Origin of the sequence: Aurantimonas coralicida DSM 14790 (assembly GCF_000421645.1) — a bacterium.
In the GTDB taxonomy this organism is placed as follows: domain Bacteria; phylum Pseudomonadota; class Alphaproteobacteria; order Rhizobiales; family Rhizobiaceae; genus Aurantimonas; species Aurantimonas coralicida.
In genome coordinates this window covers 707164-726562 of the sequence record NZ_ATXK01000001.1, presented here as the reverse complement: position 1 = coordinate 726562, position 19399 = coordinate 707164, and the positions used below count along the sequence as shown (strand labels likewise).

Annotated in this window: 17 protein-coding genes and 1 tRNA gene; 13 read left to right on the top strand and 5 right to left on the bottom strand. The window is 67.7% G+C overall.

Annotated elements, in window-relative coordinates; genetic code table 11:
- The first annotated feature begins 55 nt into the window (after positions 1–55).
- From H536_RS0103395 to H536_RS0103380, 4 genes are all read left to right on the top strand, one after another.
- Positions 56–1558, top strand: a complete 1503-nt coding sequence (locus H536_RS0103395) for a catalase (protein WP_024349126.1) — start codon at positions 56–58, stop codon at positions 1556–1558.
- Positions 1559–1797: 239 nt separating this feature from the next.
- Positions 1798–3099 carry an RsmB/NOP family class I SAM-dependent RNA methyltransferase gene (locus tag H536_RS0103390; protein ID WP_024349125.1) on the top strand — a complete coding sequence of 434 codons (1302 nt, stop codon included), beginning with the start codon at positions 1798–1800 and terminating at the stop codon, positions 3097–3099.
- Entirely contained in the window at positions 3099–3548 is a 450-nt protein-coding gene (locus tag H536_RS0103385) for a TspO/MBR family protein (protein ID WP_024349124.1), read from the top strand. The genes H536_RS0103390 and H536_RS0103385 overlap by 1 nt, the downstream gene beginning before the upstream one ends.
- 49 nt (positions 3549–3597) lie before the next feature.
- Complete coding sequence (locus H536_RS0103380) at positions 3598–4269, top strand: 5'-methylthioadenosine/S-adenosylhomocysteine nucleosidase (protein WP_024349123.1); 672 nt, start codon at positions 3598–3600, stop codon at positions 4267–4269.
- Between the two features lie 54 nt (positions 4270–4323).
- Here H536_RS0103380 and H536_RS0103375 read toward each other — a convergent pair whose 3' ends face one another.
- Positions 4324–4812 (bottom strand): YciE/YciF ferroxidase family protein, encoded by a 489-nt coding sequence (locus H536_RS0103375; protein WP_024349122.1) that lies wholly within the window; start codon positions 4810–4812, stop codon positions 4324–4326.
- 174 nt (positions 4813–4986) lie between these two features.
- Here H536_RS0103375 and guaA point away from each other — a divergent pair, with 174 nt between their 5' ends.
- Both guaA and H536_RS0103365 read left to right on the top strand, forming a co-directional pair.
- Positions 4987–6543: a glutamine-hydrolyzing GMP synthase gene (gene guaA / locus H536_RS0103370; protein WP_024349121.1), complete on the top strand. Its 1557-nt coding sequence runs from the start codon at positions 4987–4989 to the stop codon at positions 6541–6543.
- A gap of 66 nt (positions 6544–6609) precedes the next feature.
- Positions 6610–7530 carry a DMT family transporter gene (locus H536_RS0103365; RefSeq protein ID WP_024349120.1) on the top strand — a complete coding sequence of 307 codons (921 nt, stop codon included), beginning with the start codon at positions 6610–6612 and terminating at the stop codon, positions 7528–7530.
- 50 nt (positions 7531–7580) lie between these two features.
- On the opposite strand, the gene H536_RS23100 is transcribed toward H536_RS0103365, so the two are convergent.
- The gene (locus tag H536_RS23100; protein ID WP_162142644.1) at positions 7581–7982 is read right to left on the bottom strand and encodes an I78 family peptidase inhibitor; all 402 of its coding nucleotides are present in this window, start codon (positions 7980–7982) and stop codon (positions 7581–7583) included.
- 217 nt (positions 7983–8199) lie between these two features.
- Here H536_RS23100 and H536_RS0103355 point away from each other — a divergent pair, with 217 nt between their 5' ends.
- From H536_RS0103355 to H536_RS0103330, 6 genes are all read left to right on the top strand, one after another.
- Positions 8200–8775 carry an NnrU family protein gene (locus H536_RS0103355; protein ID WP_024349118.1) on the top strand — a complete coding sequence of 192 codons (576 nt, stop codon included), beginning with the start codon at positions 8200–8202 and terminating at the stop codon, positions 8773–8775.
- A 118-nt stretch (positions 8776–8893) separates the two neighbouring features.
- Complete coding sequence (locus H536_RS25425) at positions 8894–9991, top strand: tetratricopeptide repeat protein (protein ID WP_024349117.1); 1098 nt, start codon at positions 8894–8896, stop codon at positions 9989–9991.
- Between the two features lie 170 nt (positions 9992–10161).
- Complete coding sequence (der, locus tag H536_RS0103345) at positions 10162–11571, top strand: ribosome biogenesis GTPase Der (protein ID WP_024349116.1); 1410 nt, start codon at positions 10162–10164, stop codon at positions 11569–11571.
- Between the two features lie 85 nt (positions 11572–11656).
- Complete coding sequence (locus tag H536_RS0103340) at positions 11657–12865, top strand: cell wall hydrolase (RefSeq protein ID WP_024349115.1); 1209 nt, start codon at positions 11657–11659, stop codon at positions 12863–12865.
- A 163-nt stretch (positions 12866–13028) separates the two neighbouring features.
- The gene (locus H536_RS0103335) at positions 13029–13667 is read left to right on the top strand and encodes a 2-dehydro-3-deoxy-phosphogluconate aldolase (RefSeq protein WP_009208474.1); all 639 of its coding nucleotides are present in this window, start codon (positions 13029–13031) and stop codon (positions 13665–13667) included.
- Positions 13668–13814: 147 nt separating this feature from the next.
- Positions 13815–13889, top strand: a tRNA-Gly gene (locus tag H536_RS0103330).
- A 152-nt stretch (positions 13890–14041) separates the two neighbouring features.
- Here H536_RS0103330 and H536_RS0103325 read toward each other — a convergent pair.
- Positions 14042–15787 carry a flagellin N-terminal helical domain-containing protein gene (locus tag H536_RS0103325; protein WP_024349114.1) on the bottom strand — a complete coding sequence of 582 codons (1746 nt, stop codon included), beginning with the start codon at positions 15785–15787 and terminating at the stop codon, positions 14042–14044.
- A gap of 548 nt (positions 15788–16335) precedes the next feature.
- Complete coding sequence (locus H536_RS0103320; RefSeq protein WP_024349113.1) at positions 16336–16572, bottom strand: hypothetical protein; 237 nt, start codon at positions 16570–16572, stop codon at positions 16336–16338.
- Positions 16573–16808: 236 nt separating this feature from the next.
- Here H536_RS0103320 and H536_RS0103315 point away from each other — a divergent pair, with 236 nt between their 5' ends.
- Entirely contained in the window at positions 16809–17369 is a 561-nt protein-coding gene (locus tag H536_RS0103315; protein ID WP_244495394.1) for a hypothetical protein, read from the top strand.
- A gap of 129 nt (positions 17370–17498) precedes the next feature.
- Here H536_RS0103315 and H536_RS22365 read toward each other — a convergent pair whose 3' ends face one another.
- On the bottom strand, positions 17499–19379 hold the full coding sequence (locus H536_RS22365) for a glycosyltransferase family 2 protein (RefSeq protein WP_024349111.1): 1881 nt from the start codon (positions 19377–19379) through the stop codon (positions 17499–17501).
- Positions 19380–19399 lie beyond the last annotated feature (20 nt).

Sequence of the window (19399 nt, the reverse complement as noted above, 5' to 3'; positions counted from 1 at the left end):
CGCATCCCTATTATCGGTCTGGAAGAATTCCAAACACGGCGAAGGGAGGCCACACTTGGCTGATCGCGAGAGACTGACGACAACGGCTGGCGCGCCGGTGTCCAGCAACCAGAACTCCAAGACGGTCGGGCCGCGCGGTCCGGTGCTGCTCGAGGACTTCCAGCTGATCGAGAAGCTGGCGCACCAGAACCGCGAGCGTGTTCCCGAGCGCGTGGTCCACGCCAAGGGCTGGGGTGCCTTCGGTTCGCTGACGGTGACCGAGGACATCACCAAATACAGCTGCGCCAAGGTGTTCCGCCCGGGTTCCAAGACCGACATGCTGGCCCGCTTCTCGACCGTTGCCGGCGAGCAGGGCGCGGCCGATGCCGAGCGCGACGTGCGCGGCTTCGCGCTGAAGTTCTACACCGAGGAAGGCAACTGGGACCTCGTCGGCAACAACACCCCGGTGTTCTTCGTCGCCGACCCGTACAAGTTCCCGGACTTCATCCATACGCAGAAGCGCCATCCGCGCACCAATCTGCGTTCGGCGACCGCCATGTGGGACTTCTGGTCGCTCTGCCCGGAATCGCTGCACCAGGTGACGATCCTGATGTCCGACCGCGGCATCCCGACCGACCCGAGCCGCATGAACGGCTACGGCAGCCACACCTTCTCGCTGTGGAACGACCAGGGCGAGCGCTTCTGGGTGAAGTTCCACTTCAAGACCCAGCAGGGCCATGAGCACTTCGTCAACGAAGAGGCCGAGAAGGTCATCGCCAAGTCGCGCGAGAGCTACCAGGAAGCTCTCTACGGCATGATCGAGGACGGCCGCTTCCCGAAGTGGACCATGTACATCCAGGTCATGCCCGAGGGTGAAGAGGTCCAGTTCGAGGAGAAGACCGGCTGGAGCGCCTTCGACCTGACCAAGGTCTGGCCGCATGGCATGTACCCGCTGATCAAGGTCGGGGAGATGGAGCTGAACCGCAATCCGGAGAACTATTTCTCCGATATCGAGCAGTCGGCCTTCAACCCGTCCAACGTCGTCCCGGGCATCGGCTTCTCGCCGGACAAGATGCTGCAGGGCCGCCTGTTCTCCTATCCGGACGCGCATCGCTACCGGATCGGCACGCATTACGACGCGCTGCCGGTGAACAAGCCGAAGAGCCCGGTGCATCACTATCACCGCGACGGCGAGATGCCGTTCGGCATGCGCACCAACCCGGACGCCTATTACGAGCCGAACAGCTTCGGCGGTCCGGTCGAGGATCCGAGCGTCGAAGAGCCGCCGCATCGCTACAGCGGTCAGGTGGGTCGTTACGACTTCCGTGGCGAGGCGGACCATTACAGCCAGCCGCGGGCGCTGTTCGAGATGTTCGACGCCGGCCAGCGTGAGCGGCTCTGCGCCAACATCGCCGGTGCGATGCAGGGCGTGCCGCAGTTCATCGTCGATCGCCAGCTGGCGCATTTCGACAAGGTGCATGCCGAGTACGGCGCGGGCGTCCGCAAGGCACTCGAAGCGCAGACGCGCGACGATGCCGAGGCGAGCCTCAGCACCAGCCACAGCGCCGCTGCGGAGTAACCGGACGCCATTGTCCGCGACATGAAACGTCGGCGCTACGTGCGCCGGACGGAGAGGGCCGGGAGCGATCCCGGCCCTTTTTGCTTGCGGGGGTGCCGTCGCGTGGTGCAGGACTGCGCTCAATCCGCGAGGCACTGCGACCGAAGACGACCTGTCGACCCGACAGGCCATCCATCGGCTATTCGGCCTGCGCACGGAACGCCCGGCATCGTCCGGCAAGACACAGCAAGGATACGATCATGCGCCTGGGCGGCAGGATGGCAGCGGCCATCGAGATTCTGGCCGATATCGAGGCACGGCGCCGGCCGGTGGCCGATGCCCTGAAGGACTGGGGGCTTTCCCATCGCTTCGCCGGCTCGGGCGATCGGGCGGCCATCGGCAACATCGTCTATGACGTGCTGCGGCGGCGGCGCTCGCTGGCCTGGCGCATGGAAGACGAGACGCCGACGGCCATGGTCTTTGCCGCGATCCTCGACAGCAAGGGCATGGGCGTCAAGGATCTGGCCATCGCGCTGGATGGCGACCGCTTCGCGCCCCAGATGCCGTCGACCGACGATTTCGCCGCCTTCCGCACCCGCGAGCTGAGCGCGGCGCCCGGCGCCGTGCAGGCCGACGTGCCGGACTGGCTGGCGACCCGGGTGGAAGCCGCCTTCGGCGAGGATTGGATCGCGGAGGCCGCGGCGCTGTCCGACCGTCCGCCGCTCGATATGCGCGTCAACACGTTGCGCGCCGATCGCGACAAGGTCGCCAAGGCGCTGACGCCCTTTGCCGCGACCGCCACGGCGCTGGCGCCGCAGGGCCTTCGCATCCCGCCGATCGCCGGCGACGGCCGCCATCCCAACGTGCAGGTGGAGGCCGGCTTCCAGAAGGGCTGGTTCGAGATCCAGGACGAGGGCTCGCAGATCGTAGCGCTTCTGGCGGGGGCAGCCCCCGGCATGCAGGTGCTGGATTTCTGCGCCGGGGCCGGCGGCAAGACGCTGGCGCTGGCTGCGTCCATGGAGAATACCGGCCAGATCCACGCCTATGACAGCGACCGCCAGCGGCTGGCGCCGATCCACGACCGGCTGAAGCGGGCCGAGGTCCGCAACGTCCAGGTCCATGCGCCGCGCGACGATATCGGCGAACTGGAAGGCCGGATGGATCTGGTGCTGGTCGATGCGCCCTGCACCGGCACCGGCACATGGCGTCGCCGCCCGGACGCCAAGTGGCGGCTGGCCGAGCGCCAGCTCGACAAGCGGCTGGAAGAGCAGGACGCGGTGCTCGACGCGGCGGCGCGCTTCGTCAAGCCCGGTGGCCGGCTGGTCTACATCACCTGTTCGCTGCTGCCCGAGGAGAACGGGGCCCGCGTCGCGGCCTTCCTGGAACGTGATGCGGGTGCTCAGTTCAGGGTCGCCGATGCCGCGGGACGCTGGGCCGAGGCCCTGCCGGAGGCGCCGAAGGCCTACCATGCCAGCGCGCTCGGCGACGGCACGACGCTGACGCTGACGCCGCGTACCACGGGCACCGACGGCTTCTTCTTCGCGGTCCTGGAGCGTCGCTGATGCGGGGCTATGTGGCTCTGCCGCTGTTCCTCGCCCTGACCGTGGGCGGCGGGGCGCTGGTGGGTGCGGCGACGGCGCCGGGCGAATGGTACCAGGCGCTGCAGAAGCCTTGGTTCAATCCGCCGGGCTGGGTCTTCGGACCGGCCTGGGGCATGCTCTACGTTCTGATCGGCATCGCCGGCTGGCGCGTCTGGCACCGGGGCGAGCTGCAGGCCGCGCGGATCTGGTGGGTGCAACTCGGCCTCAACTTTGTCTGGCCGTTCCTGTTCTTCGCCGCGCAGATGCCGGGCCTTGCGCTGGTCGAGATCGTGGCGCTGTTCGCCGCGATCTGCGGCTTCGTCGCCTATACTTGGCGCGAGGATCGGGTCTCGGCCCTTTTGTTCCTGCCCTATGGCGCCTGGGTCGCCTATGCGACGCTTCTCAACGCTGCCATCTGGTGGTTGAACTGAGCAGAGCATCGCCGGGCGCCCACGCTCGGAGCACCGGACGGACGGCAGCATGAGCGACTACGACCCGACGAAGATCGACGCCGCGACGGAAGAGCTGGGCGGCGCCCGGGTGCTGTTCGTCATGGCGGCCCCGGCCGAATACGGCCCGGCGCTGCGCCGCCGCATCGCGCCCCTGATGACCGGGGTCGGGCCGATCGAGGCGGCGCTCGGCACCGGAATCGCCCTGCATGCGCTGACACTGGCGGGCCATCGCCCGGACCTCGTGGTCTCGCTCGGCTCGGCGGGGTCGCGCACGCTCGAACAGGGCGAGATCTATCAGGTCTCGTCGGTCGCCTGGCGCGACATCGACGCGTCGCCGCTGGGATTTGCCAAGGGCGTCACACCGTTTCTCGATCATCCCGTCCACACCGCCTTGCCGACACCGGTGCCGAGCCTGCCGACGGCGCGGCTGTCGACGGGGTCCGACATCGTCTCGGGTGCGCGCTACGACGCGATCGACGCCGACATGGTCGACATGGAGACCTTCGCGGTGCTGCGCGCCTGCCAGCGTTTCGACGTCAAGCTGGTGGGCCTGCGCGGCATCTCCGACGGGGCGGGGGACCTGCATCACTACGACGACTGGACGACGCTGCTGCACGTCATCGACGAGAAGCTCGCCGATGCCGTCGACCGGCTGGAGATCGCGCTCGATTCGGGGCTGCTGGAGGTCGGTTCGTCGTGACCGCCGCCCGGTCCGGGAATCGGCTTCCCCGAGGCCAGGCGACGATCGACAGGATCAGGCGGCCTTCTTGTTGACCTTGACGTCGGCGAGCTTGGACAGCTTCTCGTCGGTCGCCTTTTCCTGCTTCAGGGTTTCCTGCAGCTTTGCGACGGCGTCCTTGTGGCCGAGGATCCCGGCCCATGTGATCAGCGTGCCGTAGCGGGCGATCTCGTAATGCTCGACGGCCTGGGCGGCGGCGACCATCGCGGCGTCGAGGGTTTCGGGATCCTCGACCTCGTCCATCAGCTCGGTCGCCTCGTCGATGATGCCGATGATCGCGTCGCACTTCACGGCGCGGGGCTTCTTGTCGAGGCTCTCGAACACCTCCTCGAGCCGCGTCACCTGCTCCTTGGTCTCTTCCAGATGGGTCTCGAACGCGGCTTTCAGATCCTCGCTCGCCGCCTTCTTCGCCATCTTGGGGAGAACCTTGGCGATTTGTTTCTCGGCATAGTAGATGTCCTGCAGCGTGTGCAGGAAGAGGTCGTCCAGCGATTTGACGCTCATGTCAGTTGCTCCGGATCGCGGCATCAGTACCGCGGCGCCAGAACGGCCCTGCACGACCGGCGTTCCGCCTGCCTGCGGCGGTAATGCACAGGTGGCTACCGATGCGTCAGCCGCATACGGGCAATGCCGCGCGAGGTGCTGGACATTGCGCCCGTGCTTTTCTAAAGCCTCGCCATGACAGCGCACCCCGACACCGTCCTCATCGTCGACTTCGGCTCCCAGGTCACCCAGCTGATCGCGCGGCGCATCCGCGAAGCCGGCGTCTATTCCGAAATCGTGCCGTTCCAGTCGGCTGCCGAAGGCTTTCGCCGCCTGGCGCCGAAGGCCGTGATCCTGTCGGGATCGCCGGCTTCGGTGACGGACGCCGACGCCCCGACGGCGCCGACGGAAATCCTCGAGGCGGGCGTGCCGGTGCTCGGCATCTGCTACGGCCAGCAGACCATGTGCGCCCAGCTCGGCGGCAATATCGAAGGCGGTCTGCACCGCGAATTCGGTCGCTCCTTCATGGAGGTCAAGAAGGCCTCGCCGCTGTTCGAGGGCATCTGGGCCGAAGGCACCCGCCACCAGGTGTGGATGAGCCACGGCGACCGCGTCACGGCGCTGCCCGAGGGCTTCGAGATCATCGGCCAGTCGTCCGGCGCGCCCTTCGCGGCGATCGCCGACGAGGCGCGCCGCTTCTACGGCGTGCAGTTCCATCCCGAGGTGGTTCACACCCCCGACGGCGCCCGGCTTCTGTCGAACTTCGTCCACCGTATCGCCGGCCTGTCCGGCGACTGGACCATGGCGGCGTTCCGCGAGCAGGCGGTCGAGGAGATCCGCGCCAAGGTCGGCGACGGCAAGGTGATCTGCGGCCTGTCCGGCGGTGTCGATTCTTCCGTTGCGGCGGTGCTGATCCACGAGGCGATCGGCGACCAGCTGACCTGCATCTTCGTCGATCACGGCCTGTTGCGGATGAACGAGGCGGACGAGGTCGTCGCGATGTTCCGCGACCACTACAACATCCCGCTCGTCCACGTGCAGGCGCAGGATATGTTCATCGACGCGCTGGAAGGCGAGATGGACCCGGAGGTCAAGCGCAAGACCATCGGCCGGCTGTTCATCGAGACCTTCGAGGCGGAAGCCAAGAAGATCGGCGGCGCCGACTTCCTGGCGCAGGGGACCCTCTATCCCGACGTGATCGAGAGCGTCTCCTTCACCGGCGGTCCATCGGTGACCATCAAGTCGCACCACAATGTCGGCGGCCTGCCGGAGCGCATGAACATGCAGCTCGTCGAGCCGCTGCGCGAATTGTTCAAGGACGAGGTGCGTCTGCTCGGTCAGGAACTCGGCCTGCCGGCGCATTTCGTCGGCCGCCAGCCCTTTCCGGGACCGGGCCTCGCCATCCGCTGCCCGGGCGGCGTGACCCGCGAGAAGCTCGACATCCTGCGCCAGGCCGATGCGATCTATCTCGACGAGATCCGCAAGGCCGGTCTCTACGACGCCATCTGGCAGGCCTTCGCCGTGCTTCTGCCGGTGCAGACCGTCGGCGTCATGGGCGACGGTCGCACCTACGAATTCGTCTGCGCGCTGCGGGCCGTCACCTCGGTCGACGGCATGACGGCCGATTTCTACCATTACGACATGGACTTCCTCGGCAACACCGCGACCCGCATCATCAACGAGGTGCGCGGCATCAACCGGGTGGTCTACGACGTGACCTCGAAACCGCCGGGCACGATCGAATGGGAATGATGCCGCGCGCCTGACCGGGCCGCGATCGCCCGGGCCGGGCGGAGACCAGCCACAGATGGACGAGAGATGACCGGAGCCAGCGCCGCCGCGACAGGCCGGCCGAGCACCAACACGCTCGGCATGGGCATCATGCTGTTCGGCATCTTCCTGTTCATGGTCAACGACACGCTCGGCAAATGGCTGGTCTCGACCTATTCGGTCGGCCAGGTGCTGCTGATCCGCTCGGTGGCGGCGCTGGTCATCCTGGCGCCGTTCCTCGCGCGCACGGGACTGAAACCCCTCGTGAGCCTCGAACGTCCCGGCATGCAGGTGCTGCGGGTGGTCTTCGCCACCGTCGAGGTGCTCGCCTTCTACGGCGCAGTCGCCTATCTGCCGCTCGCCGACACCATGGCCTACTGGCTCGCCGCGCCGATCTATGTGGCGGCGCTCTCGCCGATCTTCCTGAAGGAGCGCGTCGGCATAAGGCGCTGGACGGCGATCGTCATCGGCTTCGTCGGCGTGCTGGTGGTGCTGCAGCCGTCGCAGGCGAGCCTGACCGCGCCGGCCTTCATCGCCATTGGCGGCAGCCTGACCTTCGCGCTGATGATGATCACCGCGCGCAGCCTGCGCGGCACGTCCGACAAGGCGCTGGTCTTCTGGCAGACGGTCGGCGCGCTCGTCGGCGGGGCGATCCTGGCGCCGTTCGGCTGGGTGACGCCGGACCCGCTGGATCTGGGGCTGCTGGCGGTCCTCGGCGTCGTGGCGATGGCGGCGCATATGTGCGTGACGCGGGCGTTCAAGCTCGGCGACGCCGCCGACATCGCGCCGCTGCAATACACCATGCTCGTCTGGGCGATCCTGTTCGGCTACCTGGTCTTCGGCGACGTGCCGCGGCTGACCATGCTGTTCGGCGCGGCGATCATCATGGGGGCGGGGCTGTTCATCTTCTTCCGCGAACGCCAGCTCGCCCGAAGGGTAAGCTCGGCCCAGCCGGTGACGCCGGGCTGATCGCCCGGCGGTTCGACGAGAAGAGCGGGCCGCTCAGGCCCGCAGGCGGATCAGCCGCAGCGGACCTGCGTGACGCGGTTGGCGTTGTCGGTTTCCATGTTCAGGCGGCCGGAGACGAACTCCTGGGTGACCGGCTGGTTCGGATACAGAACCCGCACGGTCTCGGCACCGGTGGCCGCCTTTGCCGCTTCCACCGTCTCGACATTGGCGATCTCGCCGATGAGATACCGGGCCGCTTCCGGATTACAGCTGCCGATGGCCGGGCCGCCCGGCGCCAGCCGGCCGTTGGTGCCGGCGGTGCCGCCGCCCGGCATCGGCGGCAATGCAGTCCCGCCGCCCATGCGGCCATCCGACTGCGCCCTCAGGCCCGCTGGATCGGGGCGCTCGGTGGCGCAGCCGGCCACCAGCAGCGCGGCGCTCGTCAAAAGGGCGAGGGACATGGGGCGCATCATCGAGACATCCTTCATCATGGTCTTGCTCGGGCGGCGTGAAGACCGGCCCGATTCTGGTCGATTCGCCGCAACCCTAGGGCAGGCACCGGCAGGGAAGGAAGCGGCAAGGCGGCGAAAACCGCGAAGTCGTCGCCAGGATCGCGTCAGATCGGGACATTTCTGCTACGCTCCGACCGGCGCGCACGCCGTCGCCGGTCCGGCACAGGGTAAAATCCACATGGCCATTCTCATTCTCGGCCTGGTCATCTTCCTCGGCGTGCATTCCCTGCGGATCATTGCGGAGCCGACGCGCGACCGGCTGCTGGCGCGGTTTGGCGAGAACCGGTTCAAGGGCATCTACTCGGTGCTGTCGCTCGTCGGGCTGATGCTGATCATCTACGGCTATGGCGCCGCGCGCATGGCGACGGTGCCGCTCTACACGCCGCCGCCGGGCCTCGGCCATCTCGCGCTGCTCCTGGTGCCGGTGGCCTTCGTCCTCGTCGCCAGCGCCTATCTGCCGACCGGACGGATCAAGACGGCGGTCCGGCACCCGATGGTGCTGGGCGTCGGCCTGTGGGCGCTGGGGCATCTTCTGGCCAACGGCACGATTGCCGATGTGGTGCTCTTCGGCAGTTTCCTCGTCTGGGCGGTCCTCGACTATGCCAGCGCGATCCGCCGTCCGGTCCCGGCGTCGGCGGGGAGGGCGCCCAGCCTGCGCGGAGATCTCCTGGCGGTCGTCGTCGGTCTCGGCCTCGCTGCGGCGTTCATCCTGTGGCTGCATCGCTGGTTCTTCGGCGTCGCGCCGATCGCTTAGCGGTTCATCACGGCGCGCACGCCCTTTCACCTGCGGCAAAAATCGTTAGAAGACCCCAAGTGTTCTTGCGTGCCGGGCCGATGGTCCCGGCCACGGCCGGTTTTCGAAGAGTGGATGGATGAGCGACGACAGTTTCTTTCGCGAAGTCAGCGAAGAGCTTCGCCAGGACAGGGTGAAAGCCATCTGGACGCGGTTCGGGACCTATATCCTGGCCGCGGTCATTCTGGTGGTCGTCATCACCGCGGCCGTCGTCGGCTGGGACCGGTACCAGACCGCCCAGGCCAACGCCTCGGGCGATGCCTATCTCGCCGCGCTGCAGCTGGCGCGTGACGGCAAGCCCGACGAGGCCATCACCGCGCTCGAGGCGCTGGCTGCCGACAGCTACGGCGCCTATCCGGACCTTGCCCGCATGAGCATTGGCGGCGTCTATCAGGCGCAGGGCAAGTTCGACGCGGCGGTCGCCGCCTTCGACAAGGTGGCGGCGGATGCCGGCGCGCCCGATGCGTTGCGTGACATGGCCGCCGTGCGCGCCGCCTATGTGCTGGTCGACCATGGCGCGCTCAGCGATGTGCGCAGCCGTGTCGAACGGCTGACCGGCGACAGCGAGGCCCTGCGCTTCCCGGCCCGCGAAGCCGTGGCGCTGGCCGCCTGGAAGGCCGAGGACACGGAAACCGCGACGACGCTGTTCCAGCAGCTGGTCGACGATCCCGGTGCGCCGAACGGCATCATCAGCCGGGCCCGGCTGATGCTCGACCTGATCGCCGCCGGCAAGCCGATGCCCGAGGGCACGGTGATGCCGGAGGAGATCGGTACTGCAACCGGGCCGGCAACGGACGCCGCTCCGGCGGACGCGGCCGCGCCCGTCGCGGGCGGTGAAACGACCGCCCCGGAGGCCACGCCTGCGGCGCCGGCGACCGAGGCGCCGGCCGCTGCCAGCGACGGAGCAGATCCCGAGGGAGCAGCCACCGAGGGTGCAGCGGGCGAGGCTCCGGCGAGCCCGGATGCGGCCAACGGCGAAGCGCCGGCTGCCCCGGCCGCCGATGCGGCGCTGCCCGAGGGTGCTGCCGCACCGAGCGTCGCCGTTCCCACGACCGGGCTCGGCATCACCGATCCCGCGGCCGCTCCCGAGGCTGCCGCCCCGGAACAGGCCGAGCCGACTACGACCGACGCGCCGCAGAGCGCGCCGGCCGCTCCGGCGCCCGCCAGCGCCGACTGAACCGCTGCGGCGACGACGCCTGCGGCCGGGTTCACCCGGCCCGGACGTCGCCGCAAACCGATCGGATCGGGGCAGAGCTCGCACGTGACACACGGCCGGCGCCCCGATCGCAACCGGCCCCGGCTTCGTACCGGTGTGCCCCATCGCTCCGGAGGAGCGCGGAGACCGTCATGGTCACCATCGCCATTATCGGCCGACCCAATGTCGGCAAGTCCACCCTGTTCAACCGCCTCGTCGGCAAGCGTCTGGCGCTGGTCGACGACCGGCCTGGCGTGACCCGCGACCGCCGCACCGGCGACGCGACGCTGCTCGACCTCGACTTCGAGGTGGTCGATACGGCCGGCCTGGAAGAAGCCGGCGCCGACACGCTGGAAGGCCGGATGCGCACCCAGACCGAGACGGCAATCGCCTCGGCCGACCTGTGCCTGTTCATGATCGACGTCAAGGCCGGCGTGATGCCCCAGGACAGGGCCTTCGTCGAGATCATGCGCCGCACTGCCGGCAAGGTGATCCTCGTCGCCAACAAGTCGGAAGCCCGCGGGGCGGAAGCCGGCATGCTCGACGCCTTCGAACTGGGTCTGGGCGAGCCGATCGGCATTTCCGCCGAGCATGGCGTCGGCATGGGCGAGCTGCGCGATGCCATCCTCGAGGCGCTGGGCGAGGAGACCTTCGCCGACGACACGCCGGAGCCCGAGGAAGCCTTGGTGGACGTGCCGGTCGAGGGTGACGAGGTCGAGCCCGTCTACGACGCCACCAAGCCCCTGCGGATCGCTATCGTCGGCCGTCCGAATGCCGGCAAGTCGACTCTGATCAACCGGTTCCTCGGCGAGGACCGGATGCTCACCGGCCCCGAGGCCGGCATCACCCGCGACTCCATCGCCAGCGAATGGGAATGGCGCGGCCGCACGATCAAGGTCTTCGACACGGCCGGCATGCGTCGCAAGGCGAAGGTCCAGGAAAAGCTGGAGAAGCTGTCGGTGGCCGACGGCCTGCGCGCGATCAAGTTCGCCGAGGTGGTGGTGGTCGTCTTCGACGCGACGATCCCCTTCGAGCGCCAGGATATGTCGATCGTCGACCTGGTCATGCGTGAAGGCCGGGCGCCGGTCATCGCCTTCAACAAGTGGGATCTGATCGAAGACCGCCAGGAAGTGCTCGCCGATCTGCGCGAGAAGACCGACCGGCTGCTGCCGCAGGCGCGGGGCATCCGAGCCATCACCGTGTCGGGTGAAACCGGCGAGGGCGTCGAGCGGCTGATGAAGGCGATCGTCGATACCCACGAGGTCTGGAACAAGCGGATCTCGACAGCCAAGCTGAATCAGTGGCTCGACCGTATGGTTACCAGACATTCTCCGCCGGCCGTCGCGGGGCGCCGGATCAACATAAAATACATGACGCAGGTCAAATCGCGTCCGCCGACGTTCATGATCTCCACGAGCCGCCCGGATGCGCTGAACGCGTCGTATACGCGCTATCTTATCAATGGGTTACGCGAGAGCTTCGGGCTTTTCGCCGTGCCGATCCGCCTCGGTCTGCGCAAACCGGACAATCCCTACGCCGGAAAACGCAAGCGTCCGTCTTGAAATCGCCATCGTCTGTTAACCAAGAAACAAGGTTAATGGGGGACGTTGGGTGACGCCCGTTATATGACGCAGGCTTGATGGGGGAATGATGACGGCTGTTGAACAGCACGCGGGGACACGCCTGCAGAAACTGTCGAAGGCTCGGGCGGCCAAGGCCGTGGTTCTGGCCACTGGCTGTTTCGCTTCCCTCGCGATGGTGACCAGCCCGGTCGCCCGTCAGGACATGACCAGCCTTCTCGGCGGTTCCGGTCATGCAAACCAGTGGCGGGCCTATTTCGTTCCATCGAAAATCGGCACCACGGAAACGGCGGCCATCGCCTTTGCCGGATCCGATCTGCGCGAGCCGATCCCGGCCGGGCTGAAGCTGCCCGAGGGAATGGAAGCCGTCGCCGCGCCGCGGGTCGAGGCGGCGATCGTCACGCCTGAGGAAACCCGGATCATGCGAGAGGACAAGGGCGCCCGCGTCCTGTCCCTCGTTCCGGCCAGCAACCTGCCGCCGCGCGGCTTCTCCGCCGGTTCGATCCTCGAGCGCCAGTCGCTGCTCGGATCGCGCGTCGTCGGTGGCCAGGAGCGCATCCGCACCGCCTTCTCCAAGGTCACCCAGACGACCAAGGAGGCGATCACCGTCGCCATGAACTTCCAGCTTCAGGGCCCGCCGAAGATTCCGGGCGCCAAGACGCTGACGCCGAACGACAAGATCATGCTGGCCTCGCTGAAGCCCTCGGCCGGCGACACCAATGCCCTTGGTTACGCGCCGTCGACAGGCAGCGCACGGACCTCCTCGCTGTTCGAGACGATCCTCAAGGATACGCCGGAAGCCTTCATCCCGCCGATCGGCGACAAGGACCATGCCTGGGCAGCAACGCCGCTGCCGGCGGAGACCATGTCGAAGAAGGAGCAGAGCTGCCTTGCCAACGGCCTCTATTTCGAGGCGCGCGGCGAGAGCACCATGGGGCAGGCCGCCGTGGCGCAGGTCATCCTCAACCGCGTCCGCAACCCGGCCTTCCCGAACACGATCTGCGGTGTCGTCTACCAGAACAAGAACTGGCGCAATCGCTGCCAGTTCTCCTTTGCCTGCGACGGCGCGCGCGACCGCGTGTCCGACAGCGGCTCCTGGGCCAAGGCCAAGCGCATCGCCGAACAGGTCACGCGCGGCGAGATCTGGATCAACGAGGTCGGCTCCGCGACCCATTACCACGCCAATTACGTCCGCCCCCGCTGGGCCGGCGCGATGGAGCGGGTCGACAAGATCGGCAAGCACATCTTCTACCGCACCTTCAACGGCGGCTGGTAAGCGACACGGCCTTTGCGAAGGCCCGTTCGCCGCGGCTGCCATGAGCGCGGTCATGCGCCGGCGGATCGTCTCCGCGGCGAGGTTTTCGACCCGAACCATTTCCCTTGGCGAAGCGATGCTGTAGAGCGCCGTTAAGACAGCGGTACGGTTCGGGGAAGACATCATGGCTCAGAACAGCAAGCGACTTCTGGAAATGCTGAGCGCGCAGCCGGTGGTTCCGGTGGTCGCCGTGGAATCCGCCGCCGAGGGCGTCGCGCTGGCCCGTGCGCTGGCCGCCGGCGGCCTGAAGGCGATCGAGGTGACCCTGCGCACCCCGGCCGCGCTGGAAGCGATCATGGCGATCGCCAGTGAGGTCCCGGAGACGCTGTGCGGCGCCGGCACCGTTCTCACCCCCCGCCAGTTCGACCGCGCAACCAAGGCCGGCGCGCAGTTCATCGTGTCGCCGGGGGCGACCATGGAGCTGCTCGACGCCGCGCGCTCGTCCGAAGCGCCGATGCTGCCAGGATCGGCGACGCCGAGCGAGCTGATGGCGATGCTGGAAGAGGGCTACGAGGTGCTGAAGTTCTTCCCGGCCGAACAGATCGGCGGGGCTGCGTTCCTCAAGTCGATTTCGCCGGTGTTTCCGAGCCTGCGCTTCTGCCCGACCGGCGGCATCTCGATGAAGAATGTCCGCGACTATCTGGCCCTGCCGAACGTCATCTGTGTCGGCGGCTCCTGGGTCGCGCCCAAGGCTGCGGTCGAGGCGGGCGACTGGGACGCGATCACCGCACTCGCCCGCGAGGCCGTCGCGCTGCGCAGCTAGCGCTCGCTCCGTTGCCGCGCCAGGCAACCTCTGCAAGCCGGGGCACGGTGCCGGCCCATCGGGCCGGCGGCTTTGCGTCGATGATCGCACGGGGCCCTGGCAAATCATCTTGACGCGGCAGCGTCCGGCGAGCATTGTCCCGCCTGCGCGGGCGTAGTTCAGTGGTAGAACGCAAGCTTCCCAAGCTTGATGTCGTGGGTTCGACCCCCATCGCCCGCTCCAACCCCATCAGCGCCTGTCCCGGTATCGTTCCGGCCTTGCCGGCTGCTTTTTCGCAGTCGTTTCGGACGTCGAGCGCATGAAGCGGGTCGCGCGACGCAAAACGCCAGCCGCGAGGGCTGGCGTCTCGGGATGTCGGGTGCCGGCGTCGTCGGTTATCTGAACAGGCTGAGGGCGATGTCCGGGGTCGAATTGGCAAGCGACAGGCTCTGCACGGCAAGCTGGCGCTGGGCCTCGAGCGCACGGTAGCGGGTCGAGGTCTCTTCCATGTCCGCGTCGACCAGCCGCGAGATGCCCTGTTCCAGCGTCTGCGTGACAGTCCGGGTGAACTCCGTCTGCATCTCCAGCCGCTTGCTGATGGCGCCGAGGACGGCAGCCCCTGACACGACGCGCTGCTGCATGGTGTCGACCTGCTGCAGATAGTCCTCGATCGCGTTCGGATTGGCGGCCACGTCCACGTCGAGAATGCCGATCGCGGTGAGGGGCTCGATGTTCACCTGCAGCCCGCTGACAACCATGCGTGACTTGGTGCCCGCCTCACGATTGGCTGCGGGATCGAGGCGCAGGACGATATCGCCGGCCGTCTCCTCGATCAGCAGGTCCGGAATGTCGTTCAGATCCGTCAGGATGGCGTGCATGTCCGCGGCCGTGTTCACCCAACCGTCGTCGGTGCCCAGCACCCGGTCCACGAGATCGCGGTCGATCAGATAGGACCGCGAAACGCTGTTGGCGGTCAGCGAGTATGAGACCTCGACGTCCCGGTAGATGCGGAAGGGCTGGAAATCCAGCGTGACGGTCGAGGCGCGCTCGCCATAGATCGTTGCGGTGTTGCCAAGACCGCCCGTGCCGGAGGCCGTGGTGGCGAAATCCTTGATGGCGAAGGAGGCGCCCGGCTTTCCGCTGGTCTCGCGGTCACGGAAGTTGATGGCGTTCGGGACGAGATCGTATGTCTGCGTCGTGGAATTCCAGACGGTGACATGGCCGACCGAGACTTCATTGCCCGTGATCGCCGCGTCGAGGACCTGGATCATCTCGTGGTAGTCCGCGACCACGCCGTCGGTCCGTCCGGTCGTGGCGTCGACGAGGGCCCGGTCGATGACGACGGAGATGTCCTGGCCAAGATCATAGGGGCCGGGCAGGCCCGGGGTGCCGGGGTTGTCGGCGTCGACCGTCATGGTGAAGGTCATCGTGTCGCTGAGGCCGAAGGTCACCGGACCGCTGAATGTGAAGGTGCGGTCGACCGAGCTGGCGGTGTTGGATGGGGTATAGGACGGCGGATAGACGGCGGCGATCGAACGCAAGCCACCAATGTTCCTGGGGCTGCGGGGATCGGGCTGCAGCATGCCGCCGCCATCGACGTTGAACAGGGACGTCTTCTGCAGATCGACGCCGATCGTGCCGACCGACAGCCCCGACGTGCTGGATCGCGACAGCGAGGCGACCAGCATGGTCGAGCGGCGGTCCACCGGCGTCTCGTAGATGTCGGGCACGTTGGTCTGGAGCCAGTTCTGGCCGGAGAAGCTCGCGGCCTGGGAGGTGGCGACGATCGCGGCCTGAAGCTGGCTGATCTCGGCCTGCACCTTCTGGCGGTCGACGCCGGGCTCCATGGCGACCACCAGCCGCTCCTTGATGTCAGCCAGCATGTCGCCGACCTGCACCATTGACGTGTAGGCGACGTCGGTCGTGGCCGAGCCAAGGCCCAGCGCGTCGGCGACGGCACCAAGCGCCTTGACGTCCGAACGCATGCCGGTCGCGATCGACCAGTAGGACGCATTGTCGGCGGCCGAGCCGACCCGGTAGCCCGTGGCCATCGCAGTCTGATTCGCGTCCGATGCAGATTGCAGCAAACGCAGGTTGGCAAGCGCCGTCATCGCGGCGCCGTTGGTCCGTATACTGATCATGTGGAGGGCCTCGTAAGGCGGGCTTAGTTATGTTTAACGATATAGGTTCCGGTTGCTTAACAGAGCCTTATCCCCATCAGGAGTGGTGTTCGCGGAATGCATTGCCGGCTATCGCTCGGCGCGGGAGCGCGTCACGCGAGGGGGTCGGGCCGGGGCCGCAGGGCGTCTCGGCGGCAGTGTGCAGCGGGAGATGGAAGAGGGCTGACCGGTGCCCGCGACGCTGTGCGTCTGACCGGGGCCTGGCACTGCCTATGTTCCGCCAGTGACGTTCAGACGGCCCGACCATGCCGGGTCGTTGGCACGCTTGGTTGGGGCCGCGGGAAGGTGCTGAAGAGCAACGTGGGGTAGAGCAGGCTATAAGCCGCGGAGCCGCGCGGTGTTGGTGCGGTGCCGATCGTGGGTACGGGCGCGGGTGCGGGAAACACGGTGACACGGCCGCGACTCGCCTGCGCCCCTCGCTCCGCTGCGCATTGCGCGGCGAAGACCGGCTAAACTGGATTCGTCGTAAACAGTCTCAGGCGAGACGATCGCGGCCTCGGCCAGTCGGGTCAGGACGCCTGCAGATGATCCGTCGCTCCGGCCGTGGCGCGGGCGATGATCGCCTCGACGCGGCAGGCGATCGCCTGGCTGCGGGTCGCCTCGGCGTCGAGCGCCAGGCCCCAGCGGTCGAAATCCCGCGCATGCTCCCAAAGCCCGCTCGCGCAGGCTTCGAGGTGGTCGATCGTCGCCGCTGTCAGCGGCGCTGCCGTGACCGGCACGGAACGGGAATCGCGTCTGTCCTTCATGGCGCGAGCCTAGCATGGGGAATCGCCGGATGACTGCGGGGCGGCCTGCAGTTTCCGGTGGACAAGTGGGGATAACGGGGAATGTCGCAGGGCGTCCCCGAGAGGTCGTTGCGTCATCTTCGAGGGCTAAGCGCCTGCAAGTCTTAACCATCCGTTAACAAAACGGTGGCCGGCCGCTCGCAGCCGTGCATATTTAATCATCAACAAGCAATCCAGCGGCATTGCGGGAGAATAGCATGTCCACGATGACGGCAGCCAAGGATACCACCCCAGATATGAGCGACTTTCTCACCGAGGAACTGTCGAGAGACTTCGCTGATCGCAGCGACAAGCCGAGTGCGGCGTCGAATGTGCTGTCGGGACCGCCGCTGATTATGGACGAACCGGTGCCGCGGTTGCCGCGCCGCATCGAGGGTGGTTTCACCGGGCTCGGCCGTGATCTCGACCGGCACGGCCGCGAATGCCGCAACGCGGCGCGGCTGATGGAGCAGCTACGTCCCCAGCTCGAGACGGCGGAAGCCGAACGGCTCCGCCTGAACCAGGCGCTGACGCGGATCCTGCCGGAGATCGAGGAACACGGCCGCAGTCTCGCCGGGATGATCGAAAGCGCGCGCAAGGGCGACGTGAGCGGCGATCTGGCCGGAAAGTTCACCAAGAGCGCGGCCAAGCTCGATGAACTCGAAAGCCTTGCCGAGGCAATGAACGTCAATCTGATGGCTGTCCGCTCCGCCTGGGAACAGTATGCCCGCGCAGCCATCCAGGCTCAGCGCCTGCGGGATGGCCTCAAGGGGCACTGACGCCATCCGGCGGTGCGACCGCCGGGTCGGCGCAGGCGACTTTCAAGAGACGGGTGGTCGGTATGGCCGCCCGTCTTGCGTTGAGAGAGGCCCGCCCACGGGACCTTTCACACGCAGGGGCAGAGACGCCTAGCTGGCGCTGAAATGCGGTTCGGTGCGGTAGCGCTGGTCGCAGAGGTCGGCCCGGGCGCGGATATCGTGATGGGTCTTCTCCCAGCGGTGGGGATCGCGCGCGAGTTGGACCACCGCGCGCAGCGACGCGAGCGCGATCAGCAGCCAGTAGAGATGAACGAGCGCGTAATATTTCGGCAAGGCGGCGCGTTCCTCCCGCTGCAGCGCCGGCAGTGACAGCGCGATAAAGGCGATGAAGCCGCCGGTCGCGTTGAACAGGTCGAGCGCGAAGATCAGGCCGGCGAGGCCGCTGGGCAGGCCGTGATTCAGCGCCGACACCAGTGTCGACAGCACCAGAACGAGAAACACCGGCTGGATCAGCGCCGAGGCCAGCATGCCGACGAACAGCATCTGGAACACCGCGAAGCTAACCGGGCCGAGTTCGCGCCACAGCCTGAGCGGCTGACGCATGTGGACCAACCAGGTCTGCAGCCACCCCTTCGTCCAGCGCGTGCGTTGGCGATACCAGACCGGCCAGCGCTCGGGGGCATCTTCCAGCGTCGGCCGTGTCAGCGTGCCGATCGCCCAGCCTTCGCGATACAGCCGCATGCCGAGATCGGCGTCCTCGGTGACATTGTGGGAATCCCACCCGCCCACCGCCGTCAGGCAATGGCGGCGGAAATGGTTCGAGGTGCCGCCCAGCGGCATCGGCAGGCGATGGCGCGCAAGCCACGGCAGCAGCCGCCGGAACAGCGCCGCATATTCCAGCGCGAACAGGCCGGCCAGCCAGTTCTGCTGGCCGTTGCGCACGACGAGCGGCGCCTGCAGGCAGGCGAGGTCACCGGGGCCGCTCCGGAAGCTGTGGAAGGCCTCGCGCAACTGGCCGGGGTCCGGCTCGTCCTCGGCGTCGTAGAGCGCGATGAACTCGCCGCGGCAGAGCGGCAGGACGAAGTTCAGCGCCTTCGGCTTGGTGCGCGGCTCGCCGGGCGGCACGGCGACGATCTCGAACTGCGGCAGTCCGGCCGTGGCGCGGCGCGCCTCGGCGATGGTCGCCGGATCGTCGGCTTCGCAGACCAGCTTGATCTCGATGCGGCTGGTTGGCCAGTCGAGACGCGACAGGGACGCAACGAGGCGCTCGATCACCCCCGTCTCCTGATACAGCGCGACGAGGACCGAATAGACGGGCAGGGGGCCTGTCTCCATATCCGCGTTCGGCTTGGGCTTGGGAGGGGCCGGCAGCGCCGCGACGATGCGGATGGCGAGACAGGCGGCAAAGGCGATGCCGAACAGCGGATGCAGGACCGCAGCGGTTGCGGACGGGGCCATAGCGAAGGCGGCGAGAACGGCGCAGGCGGCAAAGGCCAGTATCGCTGCCTGGCCGGCCTCGACGACGGTCCGGGCCGAGTGGCGCGGCGCGCTCCGGGCGAGGCTGAGCGTGGCATCCTCTATGCGCCGCGCGGCGCTGCGGGACGCCAGGGCCGCGCCGATGTCGGCCTCAGTGGTCAAGCGCGCTCTGCGTCGGACGTCCGGCTGCAGGGCGAGCAGTGCGGCGACCCGGTCGAGATCTTCAAGGCGCGGGCGCAGGAACAGCTTGGTCTCCAGATCCGCGCCGCAAGTCTTCAGAAGGCGCGGAGACCCGGCAGGCTGGAGATCGCGAAGGCCGATGATCCGCTCGTCCGGGCCGATGGGCTCGTGGGGCAGATCCAGCGCCTCCGCCATCAGGCGTGTGAGGCGATCGGCGGTCACGTGCCGGCCGGCGATCAGTTCGGCGGCGAGGTCGGTCCGGTTCTCGGCTGCCGCGCGGCGGGCGCGTCCGAGGGCTTCCGCGGTCAGGCCCAGCCGGGCGATCACGCGGCCGGTGACGCCTCCGGCGAAGCGGGCGCCGCCCGGCGGTTGCAACGGAGTATCGAGCGGTTTCG

What these genes read in the sequence shown, in the direction of transcription:
- H536_RS25425 (WP_024349117.1), top strand. Translation starts at nt 8,894, where the DNA reads ATGAGCGACGACAGTTTCTTTCGCGAAGTCAGCGAAGAGCTTCGCCAG.
- H536_RS0103315 (WP_244495394.1), top strand. Translation starts at nt 16,809, where the DNA reads ATGTCCACGATGACGGCAGCCAAGGATACCACCCCAGATATGAGCGAC.
- H536_RS0103335 (WP_009208474.1), top strand. Translation starts at nt 13,029, where the DNA reads ATGGCTCAGAACAGCAAGCGACTTCTGGAAATGCTGAGCGCGCAGCCG.
- H536_RS0103375 (WP_024349122.1), bottom strand. Translation starts at nt 4,812, where the DNA reads ATGAGCGTCAAATCGCTGGACGACCTCTTCCTGCACACGCTGCAGGAC.
- H536_RS0103320 (WP_024349113.1), bottom strand. Translation starts at nt 16,572, where the DNA reads ATGAAGGACAGACGCGATTCCCGTTCCGTGCCGGTCACGGCAGCGCCG.
- H536_RS0103355 (WP_024349118.1), top strand. Translation starts at nt 8,200, where the DNA reads ATGGCCATTCTCATTCTCGGCCTGGTCATCTTCCTCGGCGTGCATTCC.
- guaA (WP_024349121.1), top strand. Translation starts at nt 4,987, where the DNA reads ATGACAGCGCACCCCGACACCGTCCTCATCGTCGACTTCGGCTCCCAG.
- H536_RS0103340 (WP_024349115.1), top strand. Translation starts at nt 11,657, where the DNA reads ATGATGACGGCTGTTGAACAGCACGCGGGGACACGCCTGCAGAAACTG.
- H536_RS23100 (WP_162142644.1), bottom strand. Translation starts at nt 7,982, where the DNA reads ATGATGCGCCCCATGTCCCTCGCCCTTTTGACGAGCGCCGCGCTGCTG.
- H536_RS0103380 (WP_024349123.1), top strand. Translation starts at nt 3,598, where the DNA reads ATGAGCGACTACGACCCGACGAAGATCGACGCCGCGACGGAAGAGCTG.
- H536_RS0103385 (WP_024349124.1), top strand. Translation starts at nt 3,099, where the DNA reads ATGCGGGGCTATGTGGCTCTGCCGCTGTTCCTCGCCCTGACCGTGGGC.
- H536_RS0103325 (WP_024349114.1), bottom strand. Translation starts at nt 15,787, where the DNA reads ATGATCAGTATACGGACCAACGGCGCCGCGATGACGGCGCTTGCCAAC.
- der (WP_024349116.1), top strand. Translation starts at nt 10,162, where the DNA reads ATGGTCACCATCGCCATTATCGGCCGACCCAATGTCGGCAAGTCCACC.
- H536_RS0103365 (WP_024349120.1), top strand. Translation starts at nt 6,610, where the DNA reads ATGACCGGAGCCAGCGCCGCCGCGACAGGCCGGCCGAGCACCAACACG.
- H536_RS0103390 (WP_024349125.1), top strand. Translation starts at nt 1,798, where the DNA reads ATGCGCCTGGGCGGCAGGATGGCAGCGGCCATCGAGATTCTGGCCGAT.